Origin of the sequence: Hymenobacter gummosus (assembly GCF_003970915.1) — a bacterium.
Classification (GTDB): domain Bacteria; phylum Bacteroidota; class Bacteroidia; order Cytophagales; family Hymenobacteraceae; genus Solirubrum; species Solirubrum gummosum.
On record NZ_RXOF01000011.1, the window covers coordinates 12,884 to 37,655 of the forward strand.

At 64.6% G+C, this 24,772-nt stretch carries 31 protein-coding genes; 18 read left to right on the plus strand and 13 right to left on the minus strand.

All coding sequences use genetic code 11. The features are described 5' to 3' along the window. Nucleotides 1–7 precede the first annotated feature (7 nt). Both EJV47_RS17610 and EJV47_RS17615 read left to right on the plus strand, forming a co-directional pair. Entirely contained in the window at nucleotides 8–682 is a 675-nt protein-coding gene (locus tag EJV47_RS17610; RefSeq protein WP_126694495.1) for a YggS family pyridoxal phosphate-dependent enzyme, read from the plus strand. A gap of 72 nt (nucleotides 683–754) precedes the next feature. Further along, entirely contained in the window at nucleotides 755–1,135 is a 381-nt protein-coding gene (locus EJV47_RS17615) for a DUF423 domain-containing protein (protein WP_126694496.1), read from the plus strand. 80 nt (nucleotides 1,136–1,215) lie between these two features. On the opposite strand, the gene EJV47_RS17620 is transcribed toward EJV47_RS17615, so the two are convergent. The 4 genes from EJV47_RS17620 to EJV47_RS17635 all read right to left on the minus strand — a co-directional run bounded on the left by EJV47_RS17620 (nucleotide 1,216) and on the right by EJV47_RS17635 (nucleotide 4,228). Further along, entirely contained in the window at nucleotides 1,216–1,728 is a 513-nt protein-coding gene (locus tag EJV47_RS17620) for a DUF1573 domain-containing protein (protein WP_126694497.1), read from the minus strand. Between the two features lie 99 nt (nucleotides 1,729–1,827). Beyond that, nucleotides 1,828–2,082, minus strand: a complete 255-nt coding sequence (locus tag EJV47_RS17625; RefSeq protein ID WP_126694498.1) for a hypothetical protein — start codon at nucleotides 2,080–2,082, stop codon at nucleotides 1,828–1,830. 62 nt (nucleotides 2,083–2,144) lie between these two features. Next, entirely contained in the window at nucleotides 2,145–3,590 is a 1,446-nt protein-coding gene (locus EJV47_RS17630; RefSeq protein ID WP_126694499.1) for an ATP-dependent DNA helicase, read from the minus strand. A 188-nt stretch (nucleotides 3,591–3,778) separates the two neighbouring features. Then, a complete protein-coding gene (locus EJV47_RS17635) occupies nucleotides 3,779–4,228 on the minus strand; it encodes a PaaI family thioesterase (protein ID WP_126694500.1) in 450 nt (149 codons plus the stop codon). A gap of 267 nt (nucleotides 4,229–4,495) precedes the next feature. On the opposite strand from EJV47_RS17635, the gene EJV47_RS17640 reads away from it, so the two are divergent. From EJV47_RS17640 to coaD, 4 genes are all read left to right on the plus strand, one after another. Then, nucleotides 4,496–5,113, plus strand: coding sequence for a DUF4126 domain-containing protein (locus EJV47_RS17640; RefSeq protein WP_126694501.1), 618 nt, complete (start codon nucleotides 4,496–4,498; stop codon nucleotides 5,111–5,113). A gap of 40 nt (nucleotides 5,114–5,153) precedes the next feature. Next, nucleotides 5,154–5,660, plus strand: a complete 507-nt coding sequence (locus EJV47_RS17645; protein ID WP_126694502.1) for an NUDIX domain-containing protein — start codon at nucleotides 5,154–5,156, stop codon at nucleotides 5,658–5,660. A 133-nt stretch (nucleotides 5,661–5,793) separates the two neighbouring features. Next, nucleotides 5,794–6,687: a DUF3822 family protein gene (locus EJV47_RS17650; RefSeq protein WP_165903813.1), complete on the plus strand. Its 894-nt coding sequence runs from the start codon at nucleotides 5,794–5,796 to the stop codon at nucleotides 6,685–6,687. Between the two features lie 98 nt (nucleotides 6,688–6,785). Continuing rightward, nucleotides 6,786–7,235 carry a pantetheine-phosphate adenylyltransferase gene (coaD, locus tag EJV47_RS17655; RefSeq protein ID WP_126694504.1) on the plus strand — a complete coding sequence of 150 codons (450 nt, stop codon included), beginning with the start codon at nucleotides 6,786–6,788 and terminating at the stop codon, nucleotides 7,233–7,235. A gap of 187 nt (nucleotides 7,236–7,422) precedes the next feature. Here the strand turns inward: coaD and EJV47_RS17660 are convergent, their stop codons facing one another. Both EJV47_RS17660 and EJV47_RS17665 read right to left on the minus strand, forming a co-directional pair. After that, nucleotides 7,423–7,902 (minus strand): hypothetical protein, encoded by a 480-nt coding sequence (locus tag EJV47_RS17660; RefSeq protein ID WP_126694505.1) that lies wholly within the window; start codon nucleotides 7,900–7,902, stop codon nucleotides 7,423–7,425. 39 nt (nucleotides 7,903–7,941) lie between these two features. After that, nucleotides 7,942–8,643, minus strand: coding sequence for an NUDIX hydrolase (locus EJV47_RS17665; protein WP_126694506.1), 702 nt, complete (start codon nucleotides 8,641–8,643; stop codon nucleotides 7,942–7,944). A gap of 244 nt (nucleotides 8,644–8,887) precedes the next feature. On the opposite strand from EJV47_RS17665, the gene EJV47_RS17670 reads away from it, so the two are divergent. Next, nucleotides 8,888–9,382 carry a metallophosphoesterase family protein gene (locus EJV47_RS17670; protein ID WP_126694507.1) on the plus strand — a complete coding sequence of 165 codons (495 nt, stop codon included), beginning with the start codon at nucleotides 8,888–8,890 and terminating at the stop codon, nucleotides 9,380–9,382. Between the two features lie 332 nt (nucleotides 9,383–9,714). On the opposite strand, the gene EJV47_RS28105 is transcribed toward EJV47_RS17670, so the two are convergent. Further along, nucleotides 9,715–9,873, minus strand: coding sequence for a hypothetical protein (locus EJV47_RS28105; protein ID WP_162910472.1), 159 nt, complete (start codon nucleotides 9,871–9,873; stop codon nucleotides 9,715–9,717). A 204-nt stretch (nucleotides 9,874–10,077) separates the two neighbouring features. Here EJV47_RS28105 and EJV47_RS17675 point away from each other — a divergent pair, with 204 nt between their 5' ends. After that, nucleotides 10,078–11,100, plus strand: a complete 1,023-nt coding sequence (locus EJV47_RS17675) for a threonine aldolase family protein (RefSeq protein WP_126694508.1) — start codon at nucleotides 10,078–10,080, stop codon at nucleotides 11,098–11,100. A 27-nt stretch (nucleotides 11,101–11,127) separates the two neighbouring features. Here the strand turns inward: EJV47_RS17675 and nhaA are convergent, their stop codons facing one another. Next, a complete protein-coding gene (gene nhaA, locus EJV47_RS17680; RefSeq protein WP_126694509.1) occupies nucleotides 11,128–12,285 on the minus strand; it encodes a Na+/H+ antiporter NhaA in 1,158 nt (385 codons plus the stop codon). Between the two features lie 95 nt (nucleotides 12,286–12,380). Here nhaA and EJV47_RS17685 point away from each other — a divergent pair, with 95 nt between their 5' ends. Genes EJV47_RS17685 through EJV47_RS17695 form a run of 3 tightly spaced genes read left to right on the plus strand, consistent with a single transcriptional unit; the run spans nucleotide 12,381 to nucleotide 14,798 of the window. After that, entirely contained in the window at nucleotides 12,381–13,643 is a 1,263-nt protein-coding gene (locus EJV47_RS17685; protein ID WP_126694510.1) for a cation:proton antiporter, read from the plus strand. A gap of 9 nt (nucleotides 13,644–13,652) precedes the next feature. Continuing rightward, complete coding sequence (locus EJV47_RS17690; RefSeq protein WP_126694511.1) at nucleotides 13,653–14,144, plus strand: GNAT family N-acetyltransferase; 492 nt, start codon at nucleotides 13,653–13,655, stop codon at nucleotides 14,142–14,144. 9 nt (nucleotides 14,145–14,153) lie between these two features. Continuing rightward, entirely contained in the window at nucleotides 14,154–14,798 is a 645-nt protein-coding gene (locus EJV47_RS17695) for a DNA-3-methyladenine glycosylase family protein (RefSeq protein WP_126694512.1), read from the plus strand. Between the two features lie 242 nt (nucleotides 14,799–15,040). Here EJV47_RS17695 and EJV47_RS17700 read toward each other — a convergent pair whose 3' ends face one another. Together EJV47_RS17700 and EJV47_RS17705 are read right to left on the minus strand one after the other, a co-directional pair. Next, nucleotides 15,041–15,238 (minus strand): hypothetical protein, encoded by a 198-nt coding sequence (locus EJV47_RS17700; protein WP_126694513.1) that lies wholly within the window; start codon nucleotides 15,236–15,238, stop codon nucleotides 15,041–15,043. Between the two features lie 19 nt (nucleotides 15,239–15,257). Then, nucleotides 15,258–16,184, minus strand: a complete 927-nt coding sequence (locus EJV47_RS17705; protein WP_126694514.1) for a DUF58 domain-containing protein — start codon at nucleotides 16,182–16,184, stop codon at nucleotides 15,258–15,260. A 260-nt stretch (nucleotides 16,185–16,444) separates the two neighbouring features. On the opposite strand from EJV47_RS17705, the gene EJV47_RS17710 reads away from it, so the two are divergent. The 6 genes from EJV47_RS17710 (at nucleotide 16,445) to EJV47_RS17735 (ending at nucleotide 20,393) form a co-directional block, all read left to right on the plus strand. Further along, nucleotides 16,445–16,801 carry a DUF3276 family protein gene (locus EJV47_RS17710; RefSeq protein ID WP_126694515.1) on the plus strand — a complete coding sequence of 119 codons (357 nt, stop codon included), beginning with the start codon at nucleotides 16,445–16,447 and terminating at the stop codon, nucleotides 16,799–16,801. Between the two features lie 272 nt (nucleotides 16,802–17,073). After that, nucleotides 17,074–17,637, plus strand: a complete 564-nt coding sequence (locus EJV47_RS17715; protein WP_126694516.1) for a YdcF family protein — start codon at nucleotides 17,074–17,076, stop codon at nucleotides 17,635–17,637. Between the two features lie 183 nt (nucleotides 17,638–17,820). After that, nucleotides 17,821–18,921 (plus strand): redox-regulated ATPase YchF, encoded by a 1,101-nt coding sequence (ychF, locus tag EJV47_RS17720; RefSeq protein WP_126694517.1) that lies wholly within the window; start codon nucleotides 17,821–17,823, stop codon nucleotides 18,919–18,921. An 84-nt stretch (nucleotides 18,922–19,005) separates the two neighbouring features. Next, a complete protein-coding gene (locus EJV47_RS17725; protein WP_126694518.1) occupies nucleotides 19,006–19,215 on the plus strand; it encodes a zinc ribbon domain-containing protein YjdM in 210 nt (69 codons plus the stop codon). 88 nt (nucleotides 19,216–19,303) lie between these two features. Next, the gene (locus EJV47_RS17730; protein ID WP_126694519.1) at nucleotides 19,304–19,858 is read left to right on the plus strand and encodes a hypothetical protein; all 555 of its coding nucleotides are present in this window, start codon (nucleotides 19,304–19,306) and stop codon (nucleotides 19,856–19,858) included. A 79-nt stretch (nucleotides 19,859–19,937) separates the two neighbouring features. Then, complete coding sequence (locus EJV47_RS17735; RefSeq protein WP_126694520.1) at nucleotides 19,938–20,393, plus strand: hypothetical protein; 456 nt, start codon at nucleotides 19,938–19,940, stop codon at nucleotides 20,391–20,393. 93 nt (nucleotides 20,394–20,486) lie between these two features. Here EJV47_RS17735 and EJV47_RS17740 read toward each other — a convergent pair whose 3' ends face one another. Further along, on the minus strand, nucleotides 20,487–21,923 hold the full coding sequence (locus EJV47_RS17740; RefSeq protein WP_126694684.1) for a M48 family metalloprotease: 1,437 nt from the start codon (nucleotides 21,921–21,923) through the stop codon (nucleotides 20,487–20,489). A 312-nt stretch (nucleotides 21,924–22,235) separates the two neighbouring features. Next, complete coding sequence (locus tag EJV47_RS17745; protein WP_126694521.1) at nucleotides 22,236–23,552, minus strand: cation:proton antiporter; 1,317 nt, start codon at nucleotides 23,550–23,552, stop codon at nucleotides 22,236–22,238. 102 nt (nucleotides 23,553–23,654) lie between these two features. Between EJV47_RS17745 and EJV47_RS17750 the strand changes: the two genes are divergently transcribed. Then, nucleotides 23,655–24,200: a hypothetical protein gene (locus EJV47_RS17750; RefSeq protein ID WP_126694522.1), complete on the plus strand. Its 546-nt coding sequence runs from the start codon at nucleotides 23,655–23,657 to the stop codon at nucleotides 24,198–24,200. Between the two features lie 104 nt (nucleotides 24,201–24,304). Here the strand turns inward: EJV47_RS17750 and EJV47_RS17755 are convergent, their stop codons facing one another. After that, complete coding sequence (locus EJV47_RS17755; RefSeq protein ID WP_126694523.1) at nucleotides 24,305–24,706, minus strand: hypothetical protein; 402 nt, start codon at nucleotides 24,704–24,706, stop codon at nucleotides 24,305–24,307. Nucleotides 24,707–24,772 lie beyond the last annotated feature (66 nt).

The following is a 24,772-nucleotide window of genomic DNA, read 5'->3' on the forward strand; positions in this document are numbered from 1 at the left end:
CCGGCGTATGAGCATTGACAGCCAGATTCACCACTTCCAGCAGGAGCTGCGCGGCAGCGGCTGCCGGCTGGTGGCCGTGTCCAAAACCCACCCCGTCGAGCTGATCCGGGAGGCCTATGATGCGGGGCAGCGCCTCTTCGGCGAAAACCGCGTGCAGGAGCTGACGGCCAAGCAGCCCGAGCTGCCGGCCGATATCGAGTGGCACCTCATCGGGCACCTGCAGACCAACAAGGTCAAGTACATTGCCCCCTTCGTGCACACCATTCAGAGCATCGACAGCCTGAAGCTGCTGCTGGAAATCGAGCGGCAGGCGGCCCGGGCCGGGCGCGTCATTCGCGGGCTGCTGCAGTTTCACATTGCCGACGAGGAAACCAAGTTCGGCCTCTCCCTGCCCGAAGCCGAAGCCCTGCTGCAGGAAACGGCCGGGAAGCTGCAGCACGTGCAGCTGGCCGGCGTAATGGGCATTGCCACCAACACCGACGACGAGGCGCAGCTGCGCCGCGAGTTTCAGACGCTGCGCGGCTACTTCGAGCAGCTGAAAGCCAGTTACTTCCTCGCCGACGACGCCTTCCGCGAAATTTCCATGGGCATGAGCGGCGACTACCGCCTGGCCGTAGCCGAAGGCAGCACCCTCATCCGCGTGGGCAGCGCCATCTTTGGCTCCCGCGCCTACCCCGCCTGACGCCGGTTTGCCGGCAGCGGCCCGCCCGAACGGGCGACTCCCCATTTCACCACCTCACAAGTTCACCACCACATGACTGCCCGATTGATTTTGCTGGCGGCGGCCGTACTCGGCGCCCTGGGCGTGGGGCTGGGCGCTTTCGGCGCCCACGTCTTCAAAGCCCACCTCGAAGCCACCCAGCGCCTCGACACCTTTGAAACGGCCGTGCGCTACCAGTTTTACCACACGCTGGCCCTGCTGGCCGTGGGCGTGCTGCGCCTCGTGCGCCCCGAGCTGAGCAGCCTCGGCACGGTGGCCTGGCTGTTCATTGGCGGCATCATCGTTTTCAGCGGCTCGCTCTACCTGCTGTGCCTGACGGGCGTCACCAAGCTCGGCGCCATCACGCCCATCGGCGGGGTGCTGTTTATTGCCGGCTGGGTGCTGCTGGCCGTAGCCGCCCTGCGCCTGCCCTAACCGAATGCCCCAAAACGACACCGGCCCGGTCAGCAGCTGCTGACCGGGCCGGTGTCGTTTTAGCGCGAGGCGCGTCGTTATTACGACTTCTTGCCCTTCACTTTCATTTTAGCTTCGCCGTCCTTGGCTTTCACCTTGGTGTCGGCGGCAGCAGCTTCTTTGGGGGCTTCGGCGGGGGCCGCGGCCGGGTCGAGCACTTCGCCTACCAGGGCAATGGAGGTGGTGCCGCCGGGTACGTTCGACTCCACGCTCAGCACTTTGTTCTGGGCGCCCATCTTGCCGGCCGAGTTAAACTTGGCGGTGATGGTACCCGACTTGCCCGGCGCAATCGGCTCGCGGGTCCAGTCCGGGGTGGTGCAGCCGCAGCTCACGCCGATGTTGGAAATGATCAGCGGAGCATTGCCGGTGTTCTTGAACTTGAACACGTGCTCCACGATGTCGCCCTGCTTGATTTTGCCGAAATCATACTTCATTTCGGTGAAGGTAAAGGCCGGGCCGTTCACCTTTTCTTTGGCGTTGGCCGGGGCCGTCTGGGCCTGAGCGGCAAAACCGGCCAGCGTGAGCGACAGCGCCAGTACAAGTGCTTTTTTCATGGTGCGGGTAAATCTAGTGAAGAGGTGTTGACAAATTTAGGGGTTTCGCGCCGCCGGCCAAGAATCGGGCCAACTTCGTGAAGCTCAGGTGAACGGTGACTACCAGATGCGCACCATTTTCTTGCTGCGGGCCTTGGGGCCGTAGCGCCGCGGGTTCGGGCAGTTCTCGTAGGCCTGTCGGTCCTGCGCCGACAGTCTCAGGGGCTCCGCCGGTGCAACCGCCGGCGCCGGGTTTTGGTTTCGGTACACCGAAGGCCCATTGCCGCGCGCCGGAGCCGTCGGCTGAGGCTGGGCGGGCGCGGCCGGGGTGTTCTGGGCCGCGGCGGGCAGGCTCAACAGACAAAGGATGGGCAAAAGCAGGCGCAGATAAGTCATTCGCGTACAAATCAAGGGCTTAAACAACAAGCCGCCCGGAATCATTCCGCCTCGCAGTCGACCAGCTTGGCGTTGAAATTCAGCAGGAAGAGCTTGTCGGAGGCGCGGGTGACGGCGGTGTAGAGCCAGCGGGTAAATTCGGCGTTGATCATGTCCTCCTTCAAAAAGCCGTGGTCGACGAAAACGGCGGGCCACTGGCCGCCCTGGGCCTTGTGGCAGGTGAGGGCGTAAGCGAACTTGACCTGCAGGGCGTTGAGGTAGGGGTCGGCGCGCAGGGCGGCCGACTTCTCCTTCTTGGTGGGCAGGTGCTCGTAATCGGCCGAAACGGCGTTGTAGAGGGCCTTGCTGCGGTCGGCGGGGAAGGCCGGGCTTTCGGTGTGCAGGGTATCGAGCAAGAGGCGCACTTCCAGCTCGGGCTCGTCGGGGTAGTCCACCAGGCGGATGCGGGCGTCGGCGAAGCGGCAGTCGAACTCCTCGATGCGGCGCACGATTTTGGTGACTTCCACGAAGTCGCCGTTGGCCAGAAAGCCCGCTTCCGACTCGGCCGGCAGCCAGGTGTAGTTGTTGCGCACCACCATGAGGTAGTCGCCGGCCTCGATTTCGTCCTCCGCGTCGAACAAGGTGCGCCGGATCAGCTGGTTGTACTGGTTGGCGTTCTTGTTGGAGCGGCAGATGATGGTGGTGTTTTCGTGGCCGTAGTGGCGGTAGGCCCAGCGCAGGCCGTCTTCGAGCTTGTCGCCGCCCATCTTGTAGAGGTCGGGGTAGCCCTTGGTGACGAAGTTGATGCGCGGGGTGGCGTCGGCGGAGCCGGGGGTGGCGTCCTGGGCGTGGCGCAGCTCCTCGCGCAGCTGGGTGGCGTTCATCAGGATGCCCGAGGACTCGGCCTGGCGCATGACCTGGCGCAGCTCGGCATCTTCGACGCGGCAGCGGTAGGACGAGGCCAGTACGCCGGCATCCAGCGCGGGGCTCAGGCTCTGGCCCACCGGTGGCAGCTGGGCCGTGTCGCCGATGAGCAGCAGACGGTTGGTGGTTTTCTCGAACACGTAGCCGAGCAGGTCGTCGAGCAGGGCGCTTTCGCCGAACGACTTCTCGTTGGAAATCATTGAGGCTTCGTCGACGATGAAGAGCGTTTCGCCCGCGCGGTTGGGCTGGCGGGTAAAGGCCATGCTGTCGGAGCCGCCCGACTTGCGGTAGATGCGCTTGTGAATGGTGCTGGCCGGCACGCCCGCGTACTGGCTCATCACCTTGGCGGCGCGGCCGGTGGGGGCCATCAGCACGTACTTGCGGCCCATCTTGTCGAGCCACTTCACCAGGGCGCTGACGACGGTGGTTTTGCCGGTACCGGCGTAGCCGCGCAGCAGAAACACCTTGCGGCCGGGCAGTTGGTCTTTCAGAAAACCGTCGAGCCTTCCGAACAAGTCGGCCTGGTCGGCCGTGGGCTCGTAGGGGAAGTAGTTGCGGACGGAAGGTATGCGGGTTGTTATCATTCGGGGCGCTGAACTCAGCTCTTAGAACAGCAAATTAGGCAGCCGGATTCGATACCCGGCGGGAATAGTTTTCCTATTGCTGTTTCTCGCAGAGGTTCGCAGAAGAGTCGCGGAAGCTCGCAGAGGATGTTCCAGAACAGCTCAGCGAACCTCTGCGCAACCCTCCGCGAACCTCTGCGAGAAACTCGTCAGCACGGTTCCACCACGGCCATCGTCGCGGAGGCTTTGGCAATGACGAGGCCTTCGGCCGGGTTCTTCCCCCCAAACGCCCGCACCTCCGCCTCGCAGAAGTGCAGGCGGCGGCCGGCCTTGAGCACCCAGCCCGAGGCCACCAGCCGCTCCCCTTGCCCGGGGTGCAGGTAGCTGACTTTCAGCTCGGCGGTGACCAGGCCGTGGTCGTCGGGAATGAGCGTGGTGCCGGCAAAACCGGCGGCCAGGTCGCAGAGCGTGGCCACGAGGCCGCCGTGGGCGAAGCCGCGCTGCTGCTGGTGCTGCTGGCCCAAATCGAGGGTGGCTTCCACGCGGCCGGGCTCGATGCGGGTGAGGTCGGCGCCGATGAGGTGCATGAAATGCTGGCGCTGCAGCTTGCGGCGGATGCGGGCGGTGAGGTCGGCAGGGGTTTCGAGTACTTCGGACATTAGGGCAAAGGTAGCCCGCAACCGGCGCTGGTCAGGCTGGTTCGGTGGGGAGCTACTGCTGGGGATTAGTCGCAGTTAAGAGGGATTTTCGATTGGTCAAAGGGTATTGCGGTTCCCGCGAATGCGGTTTTGCCACCGGCGAATAGTGTTGCGGCTCACGCGAATGGCGTTTACCGTGCCGCAGCTCCGGTGGCTTGCGTAGCTTAGGGCACCCTGCGCCGTCCACCTCGGCGCCACCAACGACCTACGCCTGCAATCCGCGGTCCTATGAACCCCTCCGACTACTTTCTCTCCGCCGCCCTGGGGCTGGCCCTGGCGGCCTGCAGCGGCTTTCGGGTATTTGTGCCCCTGCTGGCGGCCAGCATTGCCTACCGCACCGGCTACCTGGCCCCCTCGCCGGGCTTTGCCTGGCTGAGCAGCTGGCCCGCGCTGGCGGTGCTGGGCACGGCCACGGTGGTAGAAATGGTGGGCTACTACGTGCCGGTGGTCGACAACTTCCTCGATACGCTCACCACCCCGGCGGCCTTCATTGCCGGCACGCTGCTGATGACCTCTTCGCTGCCCGAGCTAAGCCCGGTACTGCGCTGGGGCCTGGGCGTGCTGGTGGGCGGGGGCGCGGCGGGCGTGGTGCAGTCGGGCACGGCGCTGCTGCGGGCGGGCAGCACGGCCACCACGGGCGGGCTGGGCAATCCGCTCTTCGCCACCCTCGAGAACATACTGGCCGTGGTAGGCGCCGCGTTAGGGGTGCTGCTGCCGCTGATTATGGCCGGGCTAATGGTACTGGTTATTGTATTGGTACTGAGCCGGATTCGGCGCTGGCGGGCCGGCCGCCGGCAGCGCGCAGATGGGCCGTCAGCCAACCTCGACGGCCCAAATTCGGTTTAGGCCTACACTTGCCCTTCACTCTGCCCCTGATTCCGCCCCTATGACCACACCTGTTTCCTCACCGCCCGATTCGTTGCTGGATGCCTACGCCGACCGTGCCCGGGTGCGCGTCTGCGGGCTCTTGGTACACGAAGGCGCCCTGCTGCTCACCGCCCACCGCGGCCTGCTACCCGCCGGGCAGCCGTACTGGTCGCCGCCCGGCGGGGGCTGGCACTTCGGCGAGACGCTGCGCGAGGGCGTGGCCCGGGAGTTTCGGGAGGAAACGGGGCTGGAGGTATCGGTGGGCCGCTTTCTGCACCTGCACGAGTACCACGGCGAGCGGCTGCAGGCTCTGGAAATCTTCTTTGAAGTCACCGCCACCGACCCCGTGGCCCTACCCCGCCTCGGCCACGACCCCGAGCACGCCCCCGACCAGCAGCTGCTTACCGAAGTGGCCTGGCGCCGCCCCGGGGAGCTGGTGCGCCTGCCGCCCCAGCAGGTGCACCCCATCCTGCGCGACCTGATCAGCGCCGACGACGCCTACATTCCGCAGCTGCGCCTGCGCTGAGCCCTCCGGCCCTGTGCCTTTGCGCAGTCGGTTTCCATCGGTCCTCCGACGGCTTTACTGGGGTGCCCAGGCCGCTGCATTGCCCCGGCCTGCGTACCTTTAGGCTTCCCATCTGCCCCCAGCCGAGCCGCCCGTGTCCGCCTTCCTTGCCCCCGCCGATTCCGCTCTTGCCCTGCCGACGGCCCTGCACCGCCTGCGCGACGAAACCCTCGACGTGGGCAACCTGGCCGGCTACAACCTGTACCTGAGCGCCGGAGCACACGGCCTGCGCCTGGGCGTGGCCGACGTGCGCCGCAACAAGTTCGTGGCCCTGGAAGACTACGCCGCCGCGCCCGCCACCTCCCTGGCCGGGCAGGTGCAGGCCCTCAGCGCCCAGCACGACTTATTGGGCCAGCCCGGCTGGAACCGCGTGCGCCTGGCCGTGCAGAACCGCCACTTCACCCTGCTGCCCGCTCCCCTGTTCCGCGACGGCGACGAGGCCTCCTACCTGCGCCTGCACCACGCCGTGGACGCCCAGCACGAGGTGGTGCGCCGCTACCGCCACCCCGGCCAGGAAGTGGTCAGCATTTTCGCCGCCGAGAAGACGCTGGCCGAGTGGTTTGAGCGCACCTACCCCCAGCAGAAACTACTGCACCAGACCAGTGCCCTGCTCGAAGGCGTGGTGCACCAGAGCGAGCGGCAGGGCCCGCCCCGGCTGTTTCTGAGCGTAGGGCCGCAGGAAGTCACCATCGTGGTGGTGCGCGACAAGCGGCCGGAGTTCTGCAACGTCTTCGCCTTCAGCACCGCCGAGGATTTCATCTACTACGTCATCCTGGTGATGCAGGAGCTGAGCCTCAACCCCGACGACGACCCGGTGGTAGTGTACGGCGACCTGCTGCACGACTCCGAGCTGTTCTCCGTGCTGCGCAAGTACATCCGCCACGTGCGCTTCGGCAACCGTCCCTACGACGTGGGCTACAGCTACCGCCTCAACGACGTATTCGAGTACCGCTACTTCGAGCTGTACAGCCTTCATTTGTGTGAGTGAATGGTCAAATGGCTCGATGGCTAAATGGCCGGTCGTTCTGAGTTGCACACGTCAGAACGACCAGCCATTTAGCCATGCAACAGTTTAACAATTAAAGCATGCGCATTGCCCTCTTCCCCGGCTCCTTCGACCCGTTCACCAACGGCCACCTCGACGTGGTGCGGCGCGGGGCGGGCTTATTTGACCACATCATCATTGCCATCGGCAACAACAGCTCGAAGCAGCGCTACCTGCCGGTGGAGCAGATGCAGGCCACCATCGAGGAGGTGTTTCGCGACGAGCCGCGCGTGTCGGTGCGGGCCTATAAGGGCCTCACGGCCGATTTTGCCCGCGAAACCGGGGCGCGGTATCTGCTGCGCGGCCTGCGCAACACCACCGACTTCGAGTACGAAAACACCATTGCCCAGGCCAACCGCCACGTCAACCCCGAGCTGGAAACGGTATTCCTGATTACCTCCCCGGCGCTGGCTGCCATCAGCAGCACCATCATCCGCGAAATTCACCGCTTCGGCGGCAATGTGGATGATTTCGTGCCGTTTAAGATGTGACAGGTGACAGGTAACACGTGACCGGTTTCCGTGCTGACGCCTGCTTTACTGGTGTTACGAAAAAGGCCGGCTGCTCTGCGGAGCGGCCGGCCTTATGTTTTGATTGGTGTCTCGGTGGCAACGGCGTGCGGCGCATCACTCCGCTACCCCGAACCTGTCACGTGTTACCTGTCACCTTATGGCCCGTTCACCGCTTCACCACCCGCACGCCGATGATTTTGGAGGGCGCCGCAGGATCGGCGACGGGCAGCACCAGGTAGTCTTCGTCGACGAGCTGCAGGCCGGCGCGGCGCGTCAGCTCCTCTTCGTTGTCGCCCAGCAGCACGAAGTCGCGCACTTCGCGGGTGCGGGCGTTGAACGTCACGATGATGGTGGTGCCGTCCTTTTCAAAGGTATTGATCCACCCCTCGCCCTTGGTAGCACGCAATTGCTGCGCCGTGGGCTCCAGGCCAACGGCCTGCGCGGCCGTTTCGCGGGGCGGGCCGAGCTGCCGCCGCACCTGGTCGATGCTGCGGCCGACCAGCGCGGGCGCGTTCAGGCGCCGGGCGCTGGCGCGCTCGGGCCGGGCCGTGCCGGGGGCGGCGCCCTCCAGCCCGCTGGTGTTGCGGGTGCAGGCCGCGCCGCCGCACAGCAGCGCCAGCAACAGCAGCAGGCCAACTCGGCTCATAGGCATACGGCTAGGCATAGGCGGCGCCAAAAAGAGCGGCTACTGTTTGCTGACCACGGGCTCGTTGGCCTTGCCCTGCACCTCGCTCAGGTAGTGGCGCACCACCAGCGCAATGGAGGCGTACGACTCTTCCAGCGCCTTGAGGGCCTCCTGGGGCTGCATCCAGCGCACTTCCTCGATGTACTCCTCGGCCTGAGGCTTCATCAGGGAGTCGTCGAGGCACTGCATGACGTACCAGTTGGTTTTCTTCAGGATTTTGTTGCCGTTGTAGGCGTAGGAGTGCCAGGTGCTGGGCAGCTTTTCGCCCAGGGCCAGCTGCACGTTGGTTTCCTCCTCCACTTCGCGCAGGGCGCCCTGTTCGGGGTCCTCGTCCTTCTTGAGCTTGCCCTTGGGCAAGTCCCACTTGCCGAGGCGGTAAATCATCAGAATCATGCCGTCTTTCACCACCAGGCCGCCGGCCGCTTTGGCAATTCGGAACTGGTCCTTGAGGTGCAGGATGAGGGCTTTCTTTTTCTTGGCCATCAGGGTCAGCGAGGTCAGCTTCTTGAGCTTTTTCACTTCCATCAGGCGCAGCATCCGGTCTATGAAGGCGGGCGTCACGTCGCGCACCAGCACGTCGCCTACCAGGTCCTTGGAGATAAACTCCTCTTCAGGACCCAGAATCAGGTCGTAGCGGTGCTTGTAGACCTTGTCGGAGGTCTTCTTGATGATAATCGGGATGTCGTTGATGAAAACGTTCATCGCGGCAAGTCAGATGGGGAATGGAAGCAGTTGAACGTCCGGCAAGCTGCAAAACACAGCATTAATTTCGGCATCCGAAAGATAGGGACCAAGACGGCTCCGGCCGGACGAGCCGGGTGTGACGGCCAATCAGCCCGCATACGGCTGCGGCCGGGAAAGGTAACACCCCGCCGGAAATTAGCCCAACAATCCGCTCGGCCGCGCCGGGCCCCTTACCTTCGCCCCCGGCTTTAATCCTGCTTTCATGCTTATCGGCCTGCTTTCCGACACCCACAGCCACTACGACGAGCGTATCGGCCACCACCTGCGGGGCTGCGACGAAATCTGGCACGCCGGCGACGTGGGCGACGAGCGGGTGCTCGACGAGCTGCAGGCCCTGGCCCCGCTGCGGGCCGTGTCGGGCAACATCGACGACCGCACCGTGCGCCTGCGCTGCCCCGAGACGCTGGTCTTTGAAATTGAGGGGCTGAAGGTGCTCATGCACCACATCGGCGGCTACCCGGGGCGCTACGCCCCCGGGGCCCGGCCCCTGCTGCAGCGGGAGCGGCCGGGTTTGTTTGTGTGCGGCCACTCGCACATCCTGCGCGTGATGCCCGACCGGCAGCTGGGCCTGCTGCACCTGAACCCCGGCGCCGCCGGCCGCCACGGCTTCCACAAGGTGCGCACCCTGCTCCGCTTCCGCATCGAGGACGGGCGGGTGCAGGACTTGCAGGCCGTGGAGTTGGGGCCGCGGGTGTAGGGTTTTGGATGAGCGGCAAAGAAGAACGTCATCCTGAGCTTGCGAAGGACCTTACTCTCACCCCGCACCGCCGCTGATAACAACGTGCCGACGTTCTTTCGGCAGTACGATAAAAGCGCAGCCACCGCGGCCCGGACGATTGGGCATTGGTGGCTGCGCTTTTCAGTTAGTGCAAGGTGCGAGGAAGGTCCTTCGCAAGCTCAGGATGACGTTCTAACTACATCCAACAAAAAAAGCGTCTTGCGTGGCCACGCAAGACGCTTTTCAGGTATTTACCAGCCGACCGGCCGGGAAGTCACGCGGGCTTCCCGCAGGAAGCCGCGGCGGAAAACTTAGGCAGCAGCCTCGTTTTTCTTGAAGCTGGCTTTCAGCTCTTCGATGTCCACGTTCTTCAGAACGGGGGTGCGGAGCAGGTCCTTAATTTCTTGCACCTTGTTGTTGGCGCGGGCAATGTTCTTGCGGTGCTTACGCTTAAGACGAGTAGCGGTCATGACGCGGTCGGTTTGAGTCTATTCTGCAGAATGAGGGGGCAAAGGTAAGCAAAAATCTGACAGCTTGGATCATGCCGGGTGCAGCAGATTCCGCGCGGCCCGTCCGGCGCAAGTTTAGGGCCGTTATTTTTGCCGACCGATGGGCCGCCGGTGCAGCCCCGGGCCCCGCCAGGCCCTCCTTTGGCCCCCTTTTCTGCCTGACTGATGATTGACCTGCGCTCCGATACCGTTACCCGGCCCACCGCGGCCATGCTCGACGCCATGTTTCGCGCCCCCGTCGGCGACGACGTGTACGAGGAAGACCCCACCGTGCGGGAGCTGGAGCACGAGGCCGCCCGCCGCTTCGGGCTGGAAGCCGGCCTGTTCTGCCCCTCCGGCACCATGACCAACCAGATTGCCATCAAGGCGCACACCGAGCCGCTGTCGGAGGTGGTCTGCGAACAGACTTCACACATCTACCTCTGGGAAGTCGGCGGCATTGCCTTCCACTCGGGCGCTTCGGTGGCCCTGCTGCCCGGCGACCGGGGCCGCCTGACGGCCGCGCAGGTAGCCGGGGCCATCCGCTCCGAAAATATTCACTATCCCACCACCAGCCTCATCAGCCTGGAAAACACCCACAACCGCGGCGGCGGCAGCTGCTACAGCTGGGAGGCCCTGACGGACATTGCCGAGCTGGCCAAGCGCCAGGGCATCCCGCTGCACCTCGACGGGGCCCGCATCTTCAACGCGCTGGTGGCCACCGGGCAGCAGAGCCAGGAGTACGGCCGGCTGTTCGATACGATTTCGGTGTGCCTGAGCAAGGGACTGGGTACGCCGGTGGGCTCGGTGCTGCTGGGCCCGGCGGCCTTTATCAAGAAGTGCAAGCGCATCCGCAAGGTGATGGGCGGGGGCTGGCGGCAGGCCGGCTACCTGGCCGCCGCGGGCCTCTACGCCCTCGAACACCACGTGGCGCGCCTGGCCGACGACCACCGCCGCGCCCGGCAGCTGGCCGAGGCCCTGCAGGCCGCGCCCTACGTCGACTTCGTGCTGCCGGCCGAGACGAACCTGGTCATTTTCCGCCTGCGCGACGGGCTGAGCGAGGACCAGTTCCTGCAGCACCTCGCGGCCAACGACATCAAAGCCTCCGCCTTCGGCCCGCAGATGGTGCGCTTTGTGACTCACCTCGACGTGGACGACGCGGCTATTGCGCAGGTGCTGAAGGCGCTGCAGTCGGTGCAAGCGGCGTAGCGCGAGGCGGTCGGCACGGGCAACGCGCTACTCCTCCGCTTCGCCCTCTTCCGTCAGGTGGCCGGGGGCCAGAATCAGCGCGCCGATGATAGCCGAGGCAGCCGAGCCCAGCAGCACGGCCAGCTTGGCCAGGTCGACGGTGGCCGCGTCGCGAAACGAGAGCGTGGCGAGGAAGATGGCCATGGTGAAGCCGATGCCGGCCGTGAAGCCCAGCCCGACGAAGCGGCGCCAGTTGACGCCCGTGGGCAGCTGGCCCAAGCCCAGGCGCACCAGCAGGGCCGTGACGCCCACGATGCCCAGGGGCTTGCCCAGCAGCAGCCCCAGCCCCACGCCCAGGGCCAGGCCCGAGGTCAGCTGCGGCAGCACCGCGGCCGAGAGGGCAATGGCGGTGTTGCAGAGGGCGAACAAGGGCAGGATACAGTAGTTGACGGGCCGGTCGAGGGCGTGCTCCAGGTCTTCGAGGCGGTCGGCGGGCACGGTGAGGGCCAGCAGCACACCGGCAATGGTGGCGTGCACGCCCGACTCCAGCACGCAAAACCACAGGCCCAGGCCCAACACGAGGTAGGGCCAGAGCGGGCGCACGCGCAGGCGGTTCAGCCCGAGCAGCGCGGCAAAGATGACGGCCGCCCCGAGCAGGTAGCCCAGGTGCAGCCCGCCGGAGTAAAAGGCCGCAATGATGAGCACGGCCAGCAAATCGTCGATGATGGCCAGGGCGGTGAGAAACACCCGCAGGGCGGGCGGCACCCGGTCGCCGAGCAGGGACAGGATGCCCAGGGAAAAGGCAATGTCGGTGGCGGTGGGAATGGCCCAGCCGCTGGCCGCGGGCGTGCCCCGGGTGCAGAGCAGGCAGATGGCGGCCGGCACCAGCACGCCGCCCGCGGCGGCCAGGGTGGGCAGCAGGGCCTGCCGGGGCTCGGCCAGTTCGCCGTAGAGCACCTCGCGGCGGATTTCCAGGCCCACCATGAAGAAGAACACCGCCATCAGTCCGTCGTTGACCCAGTGCATGACGGATTTGTCGAGCGGGCCGTAGCCGAGGTGCGTTTCCCAGAAGCTCAGGTAGTTCGGGCCGATACCCGAGTTGCTGAGCCCGAGCGAAACAGCCGTGGCCAGCAGCAGCAGCACGCCCGCCAGCTGGCCCCGCTCCGACAATTCGCGTATGGGACCGATGAGGCGACGAATGGGCATAGGCAACGGAGCGAAGTGAGGCCGGCCGCGGCCGCCAACGGGCTATTTCGGGGCAAAAGTGCCAAATTCCCGCCGCTTCCCCGCCGAAACTGCCCATGCGCCTGTACGACATTTTCGCCCTGCTGCTGGTGGCCGCCGCCGCTTTTGCCTACCTCAACTACCGCTTTCTGCGCCTGCCCGCCACCATCGGGCTGATGGCCCTGGCCCTGGTGGTGTCCTTGGTGCTGGTGGGGCTGGGCCGCTGGGAGTTGGGCGGCGTGGTGGCCATTCAGCAGGCCGTGCGCCAGATCGACTTCCACGGCCTGCTGGTACAGGTGATGCTCAGCTTCCTGCTCTTCGCCGGCGCCATTCACGTCGATGGCCGCCAGCTGCGCCGCATCCGGCGGCAGATTATGGCGCTGGCCGGGCTGGGCACGCTCATTTCGGCCTTTGTGGTGGGCGGGCTGCTCTACTGGCTGCTGCCGCTGCTGGGCTTCGGGCTGCCGTTTTTGTACTGCCTGCTGTTTGGGGCGCTCATCTCCCCCACCGACCCCATTGCCGTGCTCGGCATCATGACGCAGGTGGGCGTGCGCAAGGACCTGGAGCTGAAGATTGTGGGCGAGTCCCTGTTCAACGACGGGGTGGGCGTGGTCTTGTTCGTGGCGTTGTTCGACCTCATTCAGAGCGGCGGGCCGGTGCCGCGGGCCGGGCAGCTGGCCGCGCTGTTTGCCCGCGAGGTGCTGGGCGGCCTGGCCCTGGGCGCCGCGCTGGGCCTGGGCACCGCCTGGCTCCTGCGCACCATCAACAACTACAAGGTGGAAGTACTCATCACGCTGGCGCTGGTGACGGGCGGCACGGCCCTGGCCACCGTGCTGCACACCTCGGCCCCGCTGGTGACGGTGGTGGCCGGCCTGGTGGTGGGCAACAGCGGCCGGCAGGGCGAATCGGAAGTGACGCATACCCACGTCGACACCTTCTGGGAGCTGCTCGACGAAATCCTGAACGCGGTGCTGTTCGTGCTCATCGGGCTGGAAATGCTGGTGGTGCCGCTCAGCGGGCCGACGCTGCTGGCGGGCGTAGTGGCCTTCGGGGCGGTGCTGCTGGCCCGGCTGGTGGCCGTGGCCGCACCCATGGCCCTGCTGCGGCAGTGGGCCGATTTTCGCAACCACGGCCTGACCCTGCTCACCTGGGGCGGCCTGCGCGGCGGCATTTCGGTGGCGCTGGCCTTGTCCCTGCCCGATTCGTCCACCCACCGCCTCATTGTGACGGTAACGTACGTGGTGGTCATTTTCAGCATCCTGGGCCAGGGCCTGACCATCGGCCCGCTGGCGCGCCGCCTGGGCCTCACCGTACCCGGCACCGCCGACCCCAGCAAGTAATCCGCCGCCATGACGCCCACCGATTTGCGCATCCGCCCCTACACCGCGGCCGACGAGGCGGCCGTGCTACAGCTGTTTCGCAGCAACTTGGCGCCCTACTTCACGCCCCCGGAGGAAGCCGAGTTTCGGCAGTTTCTGCGCGTGGAAGTCGTGGCCGGGGGCCTGCCCTACTTCGTGGCCGAGCTGCCCGACTGGCCGGGGCTGGTGGCCGCCGGCGGCTACGCGCTGAATGCCGTGCACGCCGTGCTGACCTGGGGCATGGTGGAGCGGCGCCTGCACGGCCAGGGCCTGGGGCGGGCGTTTACCGCGTTTCGGGTGCAGGAATGCCGCCGAGCTTACCCTGGCCGCGCCATCGAAATCGGCACCTCCCAGCACACCGCGGCCTTTTACGCGAAACTGGGCTTCCGCACTTTGTCGGTGGAGCCGGATAAGTTTGCGCCGGGCCTGCACGAGGTGCACATGCTGCTCGATGCTGATGCGGAAACCGGCGGCGGCCGGTAAGTTTGCGCCATGACTGCTGCCGCTGCCGCGTACACCTACGACCACGACGCCGCCCGCCGCCACCTCAGCCAGGCCGATGCGGTGCTGGCCGGCATCATTGCCCGGGGCCGCCCGGTGCGCGCCTCCGCCCACGAAGACTTGTACCTGAGCCTGCTCAAGGCCGTGGTCAGCCAGCAGATTTCGACCAAGGCCGCCGCGGCCATCTGGCGCAAGCTGGAAGGCCTGTTTCGGCCCGACGGCTACCCCGAGCCCAACGTGCTGGTGGGCCTCTCCGATGAGGATTTGCGCGCCGCGGGCATCTCGAAGCAAAAGGCCGGCTACCTGCGCGCCATTGCCGAGTTCAGTCTGGCCGGGCAGCTCGACCACCGCCACCTCTCCCAGCTCGACGAGGACGCCTTTACCCGGCACCTGACGCAGATCAAAGGCGTAGGCCGCTGGACCGCCCAGATGCTGCAGATGTTTGCCCTCGACCAGCCCGACGTGTTTGCCGAGGGCGACCTGGGCATTCAGAACGCCATGCGCCGCCACTACGGCCTGACGGAAACCGGCCGCGCCCTGCTGCGCCGCATGACCGAGCTAGCCGAGCCCTGGCGCCCCTACCGCTCCCTGGCCTGCAAGTACCTCTGGCAGTCGTTGGATAATTCGCCGGAGTAAGCTGGCGCAGGCTGCAGTCGACGGCAGCACCGGCAGTCATTGCGAGGCGCAGCCGAAGCAACCGCAGGAAGGCGTAGCCAATCGGTCCTGGCCAATGTGCCAACTACGCAAGAAGCCCCGCCCAAAACCCGCATCTGCAGTTTTGGGCGGCGCCGGTTTTGGAGTGCAGGTATTGTGTCGGCGGGGCTGCCAGAGGAAGGATTGCGGCGCTTTGCTCGCAATGGCAGCCATCCGAACCATTTTCAGCGCTTGGCCTGCTCTTCCTCCCGCTTCGCGTCGCGGTACACCACGATCATGGCCACAAAAATCGACAGGAAGGGCAGCACCATCCCGATGAGGAACCAGCGCCAGAACGAGTGTTCCTGGGCAATGTAGGTGGTGAGCAGGGCGCTCAGAACCGTCAGCACGAAGCCGACGATAAGTAAAACCAAATTTTCCATAACGGGCCGCGAAGGTAGCTCAGCGGGCCTTGCCGCGCTTCACCAGGTAGGCGTGCAGCACCTTGTCGAAAGGCTCCTGAATGTCGACGGGCACGAAGTCGATTTTATACTGGCCACAGCGCAGGGCCAGCTCCTGGGTGTACTGCTGCATGGCGGCGCGGTACTGCTCGCGCACCTGGGCGGGGCTGAGCTTCACGCGCTGCCCGGTTTCCACGTCCTCGAACACGTAGGGTCGCTCGGCGAAGTCGAAATCGGCCTCGGTGGCGCGGTCCATCACGTGAAACAGCAGCACCTCGTGGTGCTGGTGGCGCAGGTGCTGCAGCGCCGCCAGCGTGGCGGCCTGGTCCTGCTGGCTGCGGCCCAGCATGTCGGAGAAAATGACCACCAGGGAGCGTTTGGGAATCTGCTGGGCAATCTGGTGAATGACGCCGGCCACGTCGGTGCCGCCCCGCTCGGCGGTGGGCGCGGTGCGCTCCATCAGCTGCTGCAGCTGCAAGAGCAGCGTGTGGCGGTGGGTGCTGGTGGAGCGCACCGGCGTCTGCACCTCAATTTTGTCGGCGAAGGTGACCAGGCCCACCGCGTCGCGCTGCTTCTGCAACAGGGTGGCAATGGCCGCCGCGCACAGCACCGAGAAGTGCAGCTTGTCGTAGCCCGGGCGCGGGTAGTACATGGAGGGGCTCACGTCGAGCAGCAGGTGGCAGCGCAGGTTGGTTTCCTCCTCGTAGCGCTTCACAAACAGCTTGTCGGTGCGGGCCAGCACTTTCCAGTCGAGGTGGCGGGTGCTTTCGCCGGGGTTGTAGAGCCGGTGCTCCGAAAACTCCACCGAAAAGCCGTGGTAGGGCGACTGGTGCAGGCCGGTGATAAAGCCATCGACCAGCTGCCGGGCCAGAAATTCCAGGTTTTCGAAGGAGCGGACGGCGGCCAGGTCGAGGGGTTGGGAAGGCATAAGCGGCGAAAATAGGGCCTACAGGGAAGGACTGCTAAGGTAACGCGCCGGTTGCGCCCGCGGTGCCCCAGCAGCGGCAAAACCGGCCCGAAATCAGCCCGCCGCAGCGGGCCCGGCCGCGGACAAAATTGTACTGGTTAAATTGTTAGGCTCAAAATTTTTATATCCGTGGGTAAAGGATTAGTTTTAGCCGGGAATTTTGCAATCATCTCAAAATAACCCAGTCAACTCCCCTTTCTTCATCTTTTCAGCTGGACCCCGTGGAAGACCGCTACGAACAGGACGAGATTTATTCCCAGCGCATTAAAGCCGGCAAACGCACGTACTTTTTCGACGTGAAGGCCACGCGCGGTCAGGATTACTACCTGACCATCACCGAAAGCAAGCGCCGCCTGCGCGACGACGACACCTTCTCCTATGAGAAGCACAAGATTTTCCTCTACAAGGAAGACTTTCTGAAGTTTGCCGACGCCCTGCAGGACGCCATCGACTACGTACGGCAGGAGCTGCTCACCCCCGAAGAAGTGGCCGAGCTGGACCGCCCCCGCGCCGACTTCAACGACCCCAACCGTTACGAAGGCCCCGAGTACAACACGCCTACTGCCGACAACTACTAAGCCCCTCCGTTTCCGGGAATTGCACACGCGCTAGCGCAGCGGCTTTGTCGCCGCGCTAGCGCGTTGCTGCGTGTAGACTGGCGCCGGTTTAGTGAGCAAAGCAAGTGTAACCGGTGCCCAAAACAAGACAGGCTTGCGGCCTGCGTCCGGCGCCCGGCCAAGTTGTACGATTGAGGTCAGCAACGCGGCTCGCAGGTTGGAAACCTGCTTTATTCTGGGCACCGGTTACGCCACCTGCGGCGGCTAAACCGGCGCCAGTTATCCGTGACTTTATGCGCCACCTGCCCCGCCTGCTCGTTTCCACCTTCATCTTCTGGCTGACGCTGCACCTGGTCTGGACGGTGCAGGACGGCCTGCACGACACGGCCCAACCGGCCGATTGCCTGCTGGTGCTCGGCAACACCGTCAACGCCGACGGCAGCCTCTCCGACCGCCTGCGCGCCCGCCTCGACAAGGCCCTGGCCCTGTACCGCGGCGGCCTGGCTCCGAAAATCGTGGTGAGCGGCGGGCTGGGCAAGGAGGGCCACTACGAAGGGCTAGCCATGGGCCAGTACTTGGTGGAGCAGGGCGTGCCGCGCACTAGCATCATCGTCGACAACCTCGGCAACAGCACCCGGGCCACGGCTAGCAACTTCGCCGCCATTGCCGCGCGCTGCCAGTTCCGCTCGGTGGTGGTGGTGTCGCAGTTCTACCACCTGAGCCGCTGCCGCTACCTGCTGCAGCAGGCGGGCACCTTCCAGATCAGCACCGCCCACGCCGATTACTATGAGCTGCGCGACGTGTACAGCCTGCTGCGCGAGTTTCCGGCGTACTACGTAGCCATGCTGCGGCAGTGATTGAGTGATTGAGTGATTGAGTGATTGAGTGATTGAGTGATTAGGGCGTACTGACCTTCGGACGCCAGGTTTCGTCAATCGTTTATTAGTCATTGCTAATTGGCCCGCCCGGGCTTCGTACCTTTGCGCCCGAATTGGCCCGCCCGGCCAACTCACTATTTCACTATTTCACCATTTCACTGCATGGGTCTTCGCTGCGGTATCGTCGGGCTGCCTAACGTGGGCAAGTCCACCCTGTTCAACGCGTTGTCGAACGCCAAGGCCGAATCGGCCAACTACCCCTTCTGCACCATCGAGCCGAACGTGGGCGTGGTCACCGTGCCCGACCCGCGCCTGAAGGTGCTGGAGGAAATTGTGAAGCCCCAGCGCGTGGTGCCCACCATCGTGGAGTTCGTCGACATTGCCGGGCTGGTGAAGGGTGCCTCGAAGGGCGAAGGCCTGGGCAACAAGTTCCTGGCCAACATCCGCGAGGTGGACGCCATCATTCACGTGGTGCGCTGCTTCGACGACCCCAACATCGTGCACGTAGCCGGCGGCGTCGATCCGGCGTTCGACAAGGACGTGATTGACACCGAGCTGCAGCTCAAGGACCTGGAAAGCATCGACAAGAAGCTGGCCAAGTCGGAGCGCTCGGCCAAGAGCGGCGACGCCGTGGCTAAGAAGGAAGTAGCGGCCCTGACGCGCTTCAAGGCCCACCTGGAAGCCGGCCACAACGCCCGCTCGCTCGACGCCAACGAGGAAGAGCTGGCCGCCGTGGCCGATCTGCAGCTGCTCACCATCAAGCCCGTCATCTACGCGGCCAACGTGGACGAGGCCAGCATTCCGCAGGGCGGCAACGCCTTCGTGGAGGCCCTGCGCCAGCACGTAGCCAGCGAAAATGCGCAGATTGTGGTCATTTCGGCCGCCATCGAGTCGCAGATTGCCGAAATGGATGACCCCGAGGAAAAGGAAATGTTCCTGGGCGAGTACGGCCTCACCGAATCGGGCCTCGACAAGCTCATCCGCGCTTCCTACGACATTCTGAACCTGATTACCTACTTCACCGCCGGCCCGCAGGAAGTGCGCGCCTGGACGGTGCACCGCGGCGACAAAGCCCCCGCGGCGGCCGGCGTCATCCACTCCGACTTCGAGAAGGGCTTTATCCGCGCCGAAGTGATTAAGCTGCCCGACTACGAGCAGTACCGCTCGGAAGCCAAGATCAAGGAAGCCGGCAAGATGGCCGTGGAAGGCAAGGAATACGTGGTGCAGGACGGCGACATCATGCACTTCCGCTTCAACGTCTAAATCACGGATTCGTGCGGATTTGACGGATTACGCGGATTTCGTGGACGATTCCGCCTTACGCCTCCCGCACTGATTTTGAGCCTTATGGACGTAAAAGACAGCAACGGCAACCTGCTCAGTGAGGGTGACTCGGTCACGCTCATCAAGGACTTGAAGGTGAAAGGTTCCTCGCAGACGCTCAAGCGCGGCACTGTGGTCAAGAACATCCGCCTGACGGGCAGCGCCGCCGAAATCGAGGGGCGCGCCGGGGGCAGCGTGATGGTGCTCAAGACGGAGTTCTTAAAGAAAGCGTAATCCGGCCGGCTGCAACGCTTGCGGCCTCGTTGGTATCCTGAAAACGCCCCGGCTGGTCGGCCGGGGCGTTTTTTTATTGCCTGCGTTTATGCGTCTACCAGTACTCACGGCCCTGCTCCTGCTACCGGGCGCGGCGGCGGCCCAGCACAAGCTGCGCCCCTACCTGGGCCTGCACGCCAGCGGCAACGCCGACATGACCTACGTGGGCCCTTCGGGGCAGCTCGGGGCCGATTACTACCCGCTGCGCCGCCTGGGCCTGAGCGCCTACGCCCATTACTTCCGCCGCCGCTTCGACCGCAACTTCAACAATGAGTTCGAGGAGGACAAATTCGACTGCCTTACCGGCGCCGTGCTGCTGGAGCTGCGCCTGGGCCGGCAGCCCGAGCGGCGCGGTTTCTTTGCGGGCGCCGGGGTGGCCCTGCAGTACCTCAAGGACGACTACCACAGCTACTGGGCGCGCATTTATACTCTGCGCAAGCGTGACGTACTACCGGCCTTCCGCCTGGGCTACGCCTTTCCGCTGGGTCGCCACCAGCTCACGGCCGAGCTGAACGCCACTGGTCCGTACAGTGAAACCCGGCCAACCTCTCACTACACTGAGTCGATTACGCAACTAAGCCTGGGCACCCGGCTGGTGTGGTGAAAATGCGGCAGCCTGGTATCTTGAGCGCCCTGGCCAACTAGCTTGACTGGGGCGCTTCTTGTTTTTAACTACTCGTTTGATGCGTCTTCTTATCCTTTCAACTTTGCTGTTGTTAAGCTGTGGCAGTAAGCAGGGAACCATTACTCAAAGCGGCATATTGGTTTTGGACAGTAGCCGCAATCATACGAGTTTCGAGTATTTTATTCCGTGCGCAATAAACGATACCATTCCGCTGGGCAAGAACCTAGCAAGCATCACACAGCCGGTTGCACATTGGGTAGACCCCGCTGCTTTTGATTGGGCCATTATCCGCTCTTCCTGGGTAAGCACCCCTGACTCGTTTTACATAACCCAACGTCCGAGCACCTGGCTTTACGTAGCTGCCGTTGAAGCCACGTTTGACATTGCGCCCATTGGGGATAATAGGGTCACTGATGCTTCAGCTACGCGGCTGGGCGGACTTGTGACTGTTCGTAAGTTCTCGAACCAACAATACCGAATAACTCACCTCAAGCAGTATCTGCTGCCTGAGTAAACTTTAACCAACCTGCTTTGTGTGGTAATCCAGTTCATAAAAACGGCGCCAGCTAAAATTTATAGCTGGCGCCGTTTTTATGGGCTCAATCTCCTACTGCCCCACTACTTTAAACAGCATGCCCGCCGTCAGCTTATCGGTGGTTTTCATGCCGTTCAGGATGGCCATTTCCTCGTGGCGCTTGGCGGGTACGCCGTTGGCCGTGAGGGCCTGGCTGAGCGTCTGGCCGACTTTGGCCGTCTTGATGCGCACGCGCTCGGGCTGGCGGTTAAGCTTGCTGGCCTCGGTGAGGCGGCGGTAGCCCTGGGCCGTGCGCTGGAAGTCGTCGGCGTAGGAAGTGAAGGCGGCGGGCGAAGTCAGGCCCACGAAGGCGTAGATGCTCTGGCCGTCCTGGATGAGGTAGCTCAGCGAGCGGGCCACGATGCCCTGCTGGCCGGTTTGCTGGTCCTGGCCCACCTGGTCGCCCTGTATGGCCACGGCCGGGAAGCCGTTGATGGTCGTTTTCTGGGCCTGGGCGTTCTGCAGGTTCAGCTGCTGGGCCAGAGCCTGGGCGGTTTCATCGAGGCCCTTGTTGCCGGCGGGCAGCAGCACGATGACGGCTTTGCCGTTGGGCTCGGCCATCTGAAACTGCGAGGGCGAGTTCTGCGACTTCCAGCCCGAGGGAATCGGGAACTGGAACTTCAGGTCGGGGTGGTAGAACACGCTGCCCTCCACGTAGCCTTCGCGCGGGTTGTCGCCGTAGGGCAGGCCCTCAATCATGCGCAGGTACTGGTCGCGGTTGGTGGCCAGTTGGCGGCCGGCCTGCTGCTCGGCGGTGGCGGCCAGCTTTTTTACGCGCTGGTAGCGGTCGGCCGAGTTCGGGTGCGAGGAGAGGAAGGTGGGAATGGTGGCCGCCCCGCTGCTCTGCTCGGTGCGCTGCAGCGTGAGGAAGAAATCGGCCATGCTGGCCGGGTCGTAGCCGATTTTGCTGGAGTACTTCACGCCCAGCTGGTCCGATTCGTTCTCGTCGTCGCGGCCGTACTTGAGCAGGCCCAGGCCAATAACCTGGGAAGCCGGCTGGGCCACCGAGGCCACGCGCTTGGAGAGGATGGAGCCCAGAATCAGCGCGCCGTTGGCAATGGTGGAGCGCGTCTGCTGCTTCTGGCCGTGGCGGGCGGTGATGTGGCCGATTTCGTGACCGAGCACCCCCGAGAACTGCGCCTCGTTGTTGAAGTGCGCCATGATGCCGCGGGTGAAGTACACGTGGCCGTCGGGGGTGGCAAAGGCGTTGATGATGGGCGAATCGACGATGGTGAAGCCCTTCACGTCGGCGGGACGGTCGGAAATGCGGCCCATGGCCGAGCCTTTCTGGTCGATGTAGCTCTGCAACTTGCTGTTGTCGAGCAGGCCGAACTGGGCAATGACCTGCGGATCGGGTTGGGCGCCCTGCACGGGGGCGGCCGCCGGGGCCGTACGGGTCGAATGGGTATCGGAGTCGGCCAGGGGCAGCAGCAGCGCCAGTAGGGCGGCCGACCAGGCAGTAGGAAGCATGGAAATCATGGCAGAAAACCGGAGTCGGGGGAATGGTTGGGTTCTGGCGTTTGCAACGAACGTACCAAGCCAGGGTTTCAGTAGATGAGTAGATGAGCGGATGAGTAGATGAACAGAACGTCATCCTGAGCAAAGCGAAGGACATTCCTCGAACCCCGCACCAACTACGAAGCGCAGCCACCAACGCCTGGACGTTTAGTGGCTGCACTTTTGCCGTTCTGGCGAATCAGCGTTTGCACATTGGCATCAGCGGCGGTGCAGGGTGTGAGCAAGGTCCTTCGCTTTGCTCAGGATGACGTTCTTATTATCTGCTCATCCATGCATCTGCTCATCCTTCTGCCCTTCTTTATCCGCGGCTTCCATTTCCTGCAGGTGCTGCTCCTCTTGCTCGGCGGCGGTGGGGCGGCCGTGGCGGCGGTCGAGCCAGTCCATGACGGGCGTGGCCAGGGCGCCGTGCAGCACGATGGAGGTCAGCACCGTAAAGCCGGTGGTAGCCCACAGCGCGCGGGCATCGGGGAAGACGTGCTCGTTGATGGCGTAGGCCAGGTAAAAGAAGGAGCCGATGCCGCGGATGCCGAAAAAGGAAACCACCAGCCGCTCGGGCCAGGTAAGGTGGCTGCGGCCCAGGGTGAGCACGCCGCCCACGGGCCGCAGCACCAGCAGCAGAAACAAGCCCAGCGCCACCCCGCTCAGCGTGAGCGGGGCCAGCAGCCCGCGCACCAGCGCGCCCCCGAACAGAATCAGAATGACCACGATGAGCAGGCGCTCCAGCTGGTCGGTAAACTCGTGCATCTCGGTGTGGTACTCGTGGCTGCGCTCGTGGGCGCGCAGCGTGACGGCGGCTACGAACACGGCCAGAAAGCCGTAGCCGTGCAGCAGCTCGGTGACGCCGTAGGCCGTGAGCGTGACGGCCAGGGCCACGAAGCCGTACGCTTCGGGGTTGATGCGGACGCGGTGCGGCAAATCGAAAATCAGGAAGGACAGCACCTTGCCGGCCAGCCAGCCGCCGAGCACGCCCATGGCGGTGCGGTAGGCCACGTCCAGCCAGGCCCACTCCAGCAGGCGGCCGCCGAAGGCCCCGGCGGCCGGCAGCAGCACGGCGGCCAGGTGCACGAAGGGAAAGGCCAGGCCGTCGTTGAGGCCGGCCTCGCCGGTGAGGGCGAAGCGCACGTTGTCCTCGCCGCCTTCGCCGGGGTTGCCCACCTGCACGTCGCCGGCCAGCACGGGGTCGGTGGGAGCCAGGGTAGCGGCCAGCAGCACGGCCGAGGCCAAGCCCAGCCCGGCCCCGTAATAGGCCGCCGCCACGAAGCCGGCAATGCTGATGATCATCAGGATGAGCACCAGCCGCAGCGGGGCGCGCCAGCGGTGCAAAGAGAATTTCCGGTCGATTTTCAGCCCGGTGCCGGTCAGGGCCACGGTTACGCAGATTTCGGTGAGGTGCATGGCGAAGGTGGAGTACTTCACCGGGTCGGGGTCGGGCAGATTGAGGGGCAGGGCAAATACGGCCGCGCCCAGGCCCACGAACAGGATGGGGTACGAGAGCGGGTACTTTCGCAGCAGGGAGGGCAGCCAGGCTACGGCCAGAATGGCCACGCCCAGCACCACCAGGATCAGGTTGTAAAGCGACATGCGGCAAGGGTCGGCGGTAGGCTGCGCTTACGCAGCGCCCCGGCGGCGGGATGTGCGGGGCCGTTTCCGTAGTTGGCGCTATTTGCGGACCTTCGCTCCCGCATGGACATTCAGCCCCTACTCGACCACTTCAATCAGCTCAGCGCCGAAGAGCAGACCAAGGAAGTATACGCCCATTTCGGCCTGGCGGTGTACTTCGGGCAGGCCCTGGAGCAGCAGCTGAGCAACATGCTCATCTTCGACCAGCTTTTCCAGGTGAAGCCCGAAACGCCGGCCCAGTACACGGCCCTGTTTGAGGAATACGCCGCCGCGGCCAAGCCCGCCGATTTGCTGGCCGTGGCCGCCCAGCTGGCCTACCAGCTCCCCGACGCCGACCGCGACGAGCTGCAGCGCCTGCTGGTGTCGCGCCGCTTCCTGGCCGATTCGTACTTCAAAGTGCACGCCCAGCGTCTGCTGCAGCCCGAGCTGAAAAGCCAGCTGGTGGCCGATTTTGCGGGCTTTCAGAACCGCTGCCGCCAGCTGCACGCCCGTCTGCAGCAGTACCAGCAGCAGTACGTGCAGCGCACCGGCGTGGAGCCCGAGCTGATGCAGCAGACCTGGGCCACCGTGGTGCGCGACGCGCAGCGGGCCCTGGGCGGGCCGGGCTAGCCCGGCTCCTGCCCCGCGGCGCGTTAGTCCCGGCCACAAAAAAGCCCGTCGGCGCGGCGCCGGCGGGCTTTTTGGGGTTGTACGCGGTAGGATTTATGCGTGTATTATCCCCCAACGGGGCCGGGGTTGTCGATGGGGCCGCCACCGCCGGGGCCGGGGCTGCCGCACACGACCTGGGTGTAGTAGCCGCTTTCCAGGCCGCTGTAGTAGCCAAACCAGAAGTCGTACATCTCGGCGGAAGTGGCGTTCTGCATGTAGTACCAGGCCCATTGCCGGGCTTCGTAGTACCACTGTTCGTAGCCGCCGGGGTTGTTGGCGTAGTTGCACTTGTTGGCCTTGGCATCTTCCTCCCCGTCGTAGAAGCCGTGGTCGTATTCGTTGTCGAAGGGGCCGCCGCGCAGCACCTGGGTAAGAGCAGCCGGCTGGGCCGCAACGGCCGAGGCGGGCAGCAGACCGCCGAGGGCCAGGCCCCCGCACAGCAGCAGCAATCGGAAATGCTTAATCATGTTGGGAATTGGTTGGGGTTAGTGAGACATACCCAAACCTGCCTTTATTATCGAACAGCTTCAAGG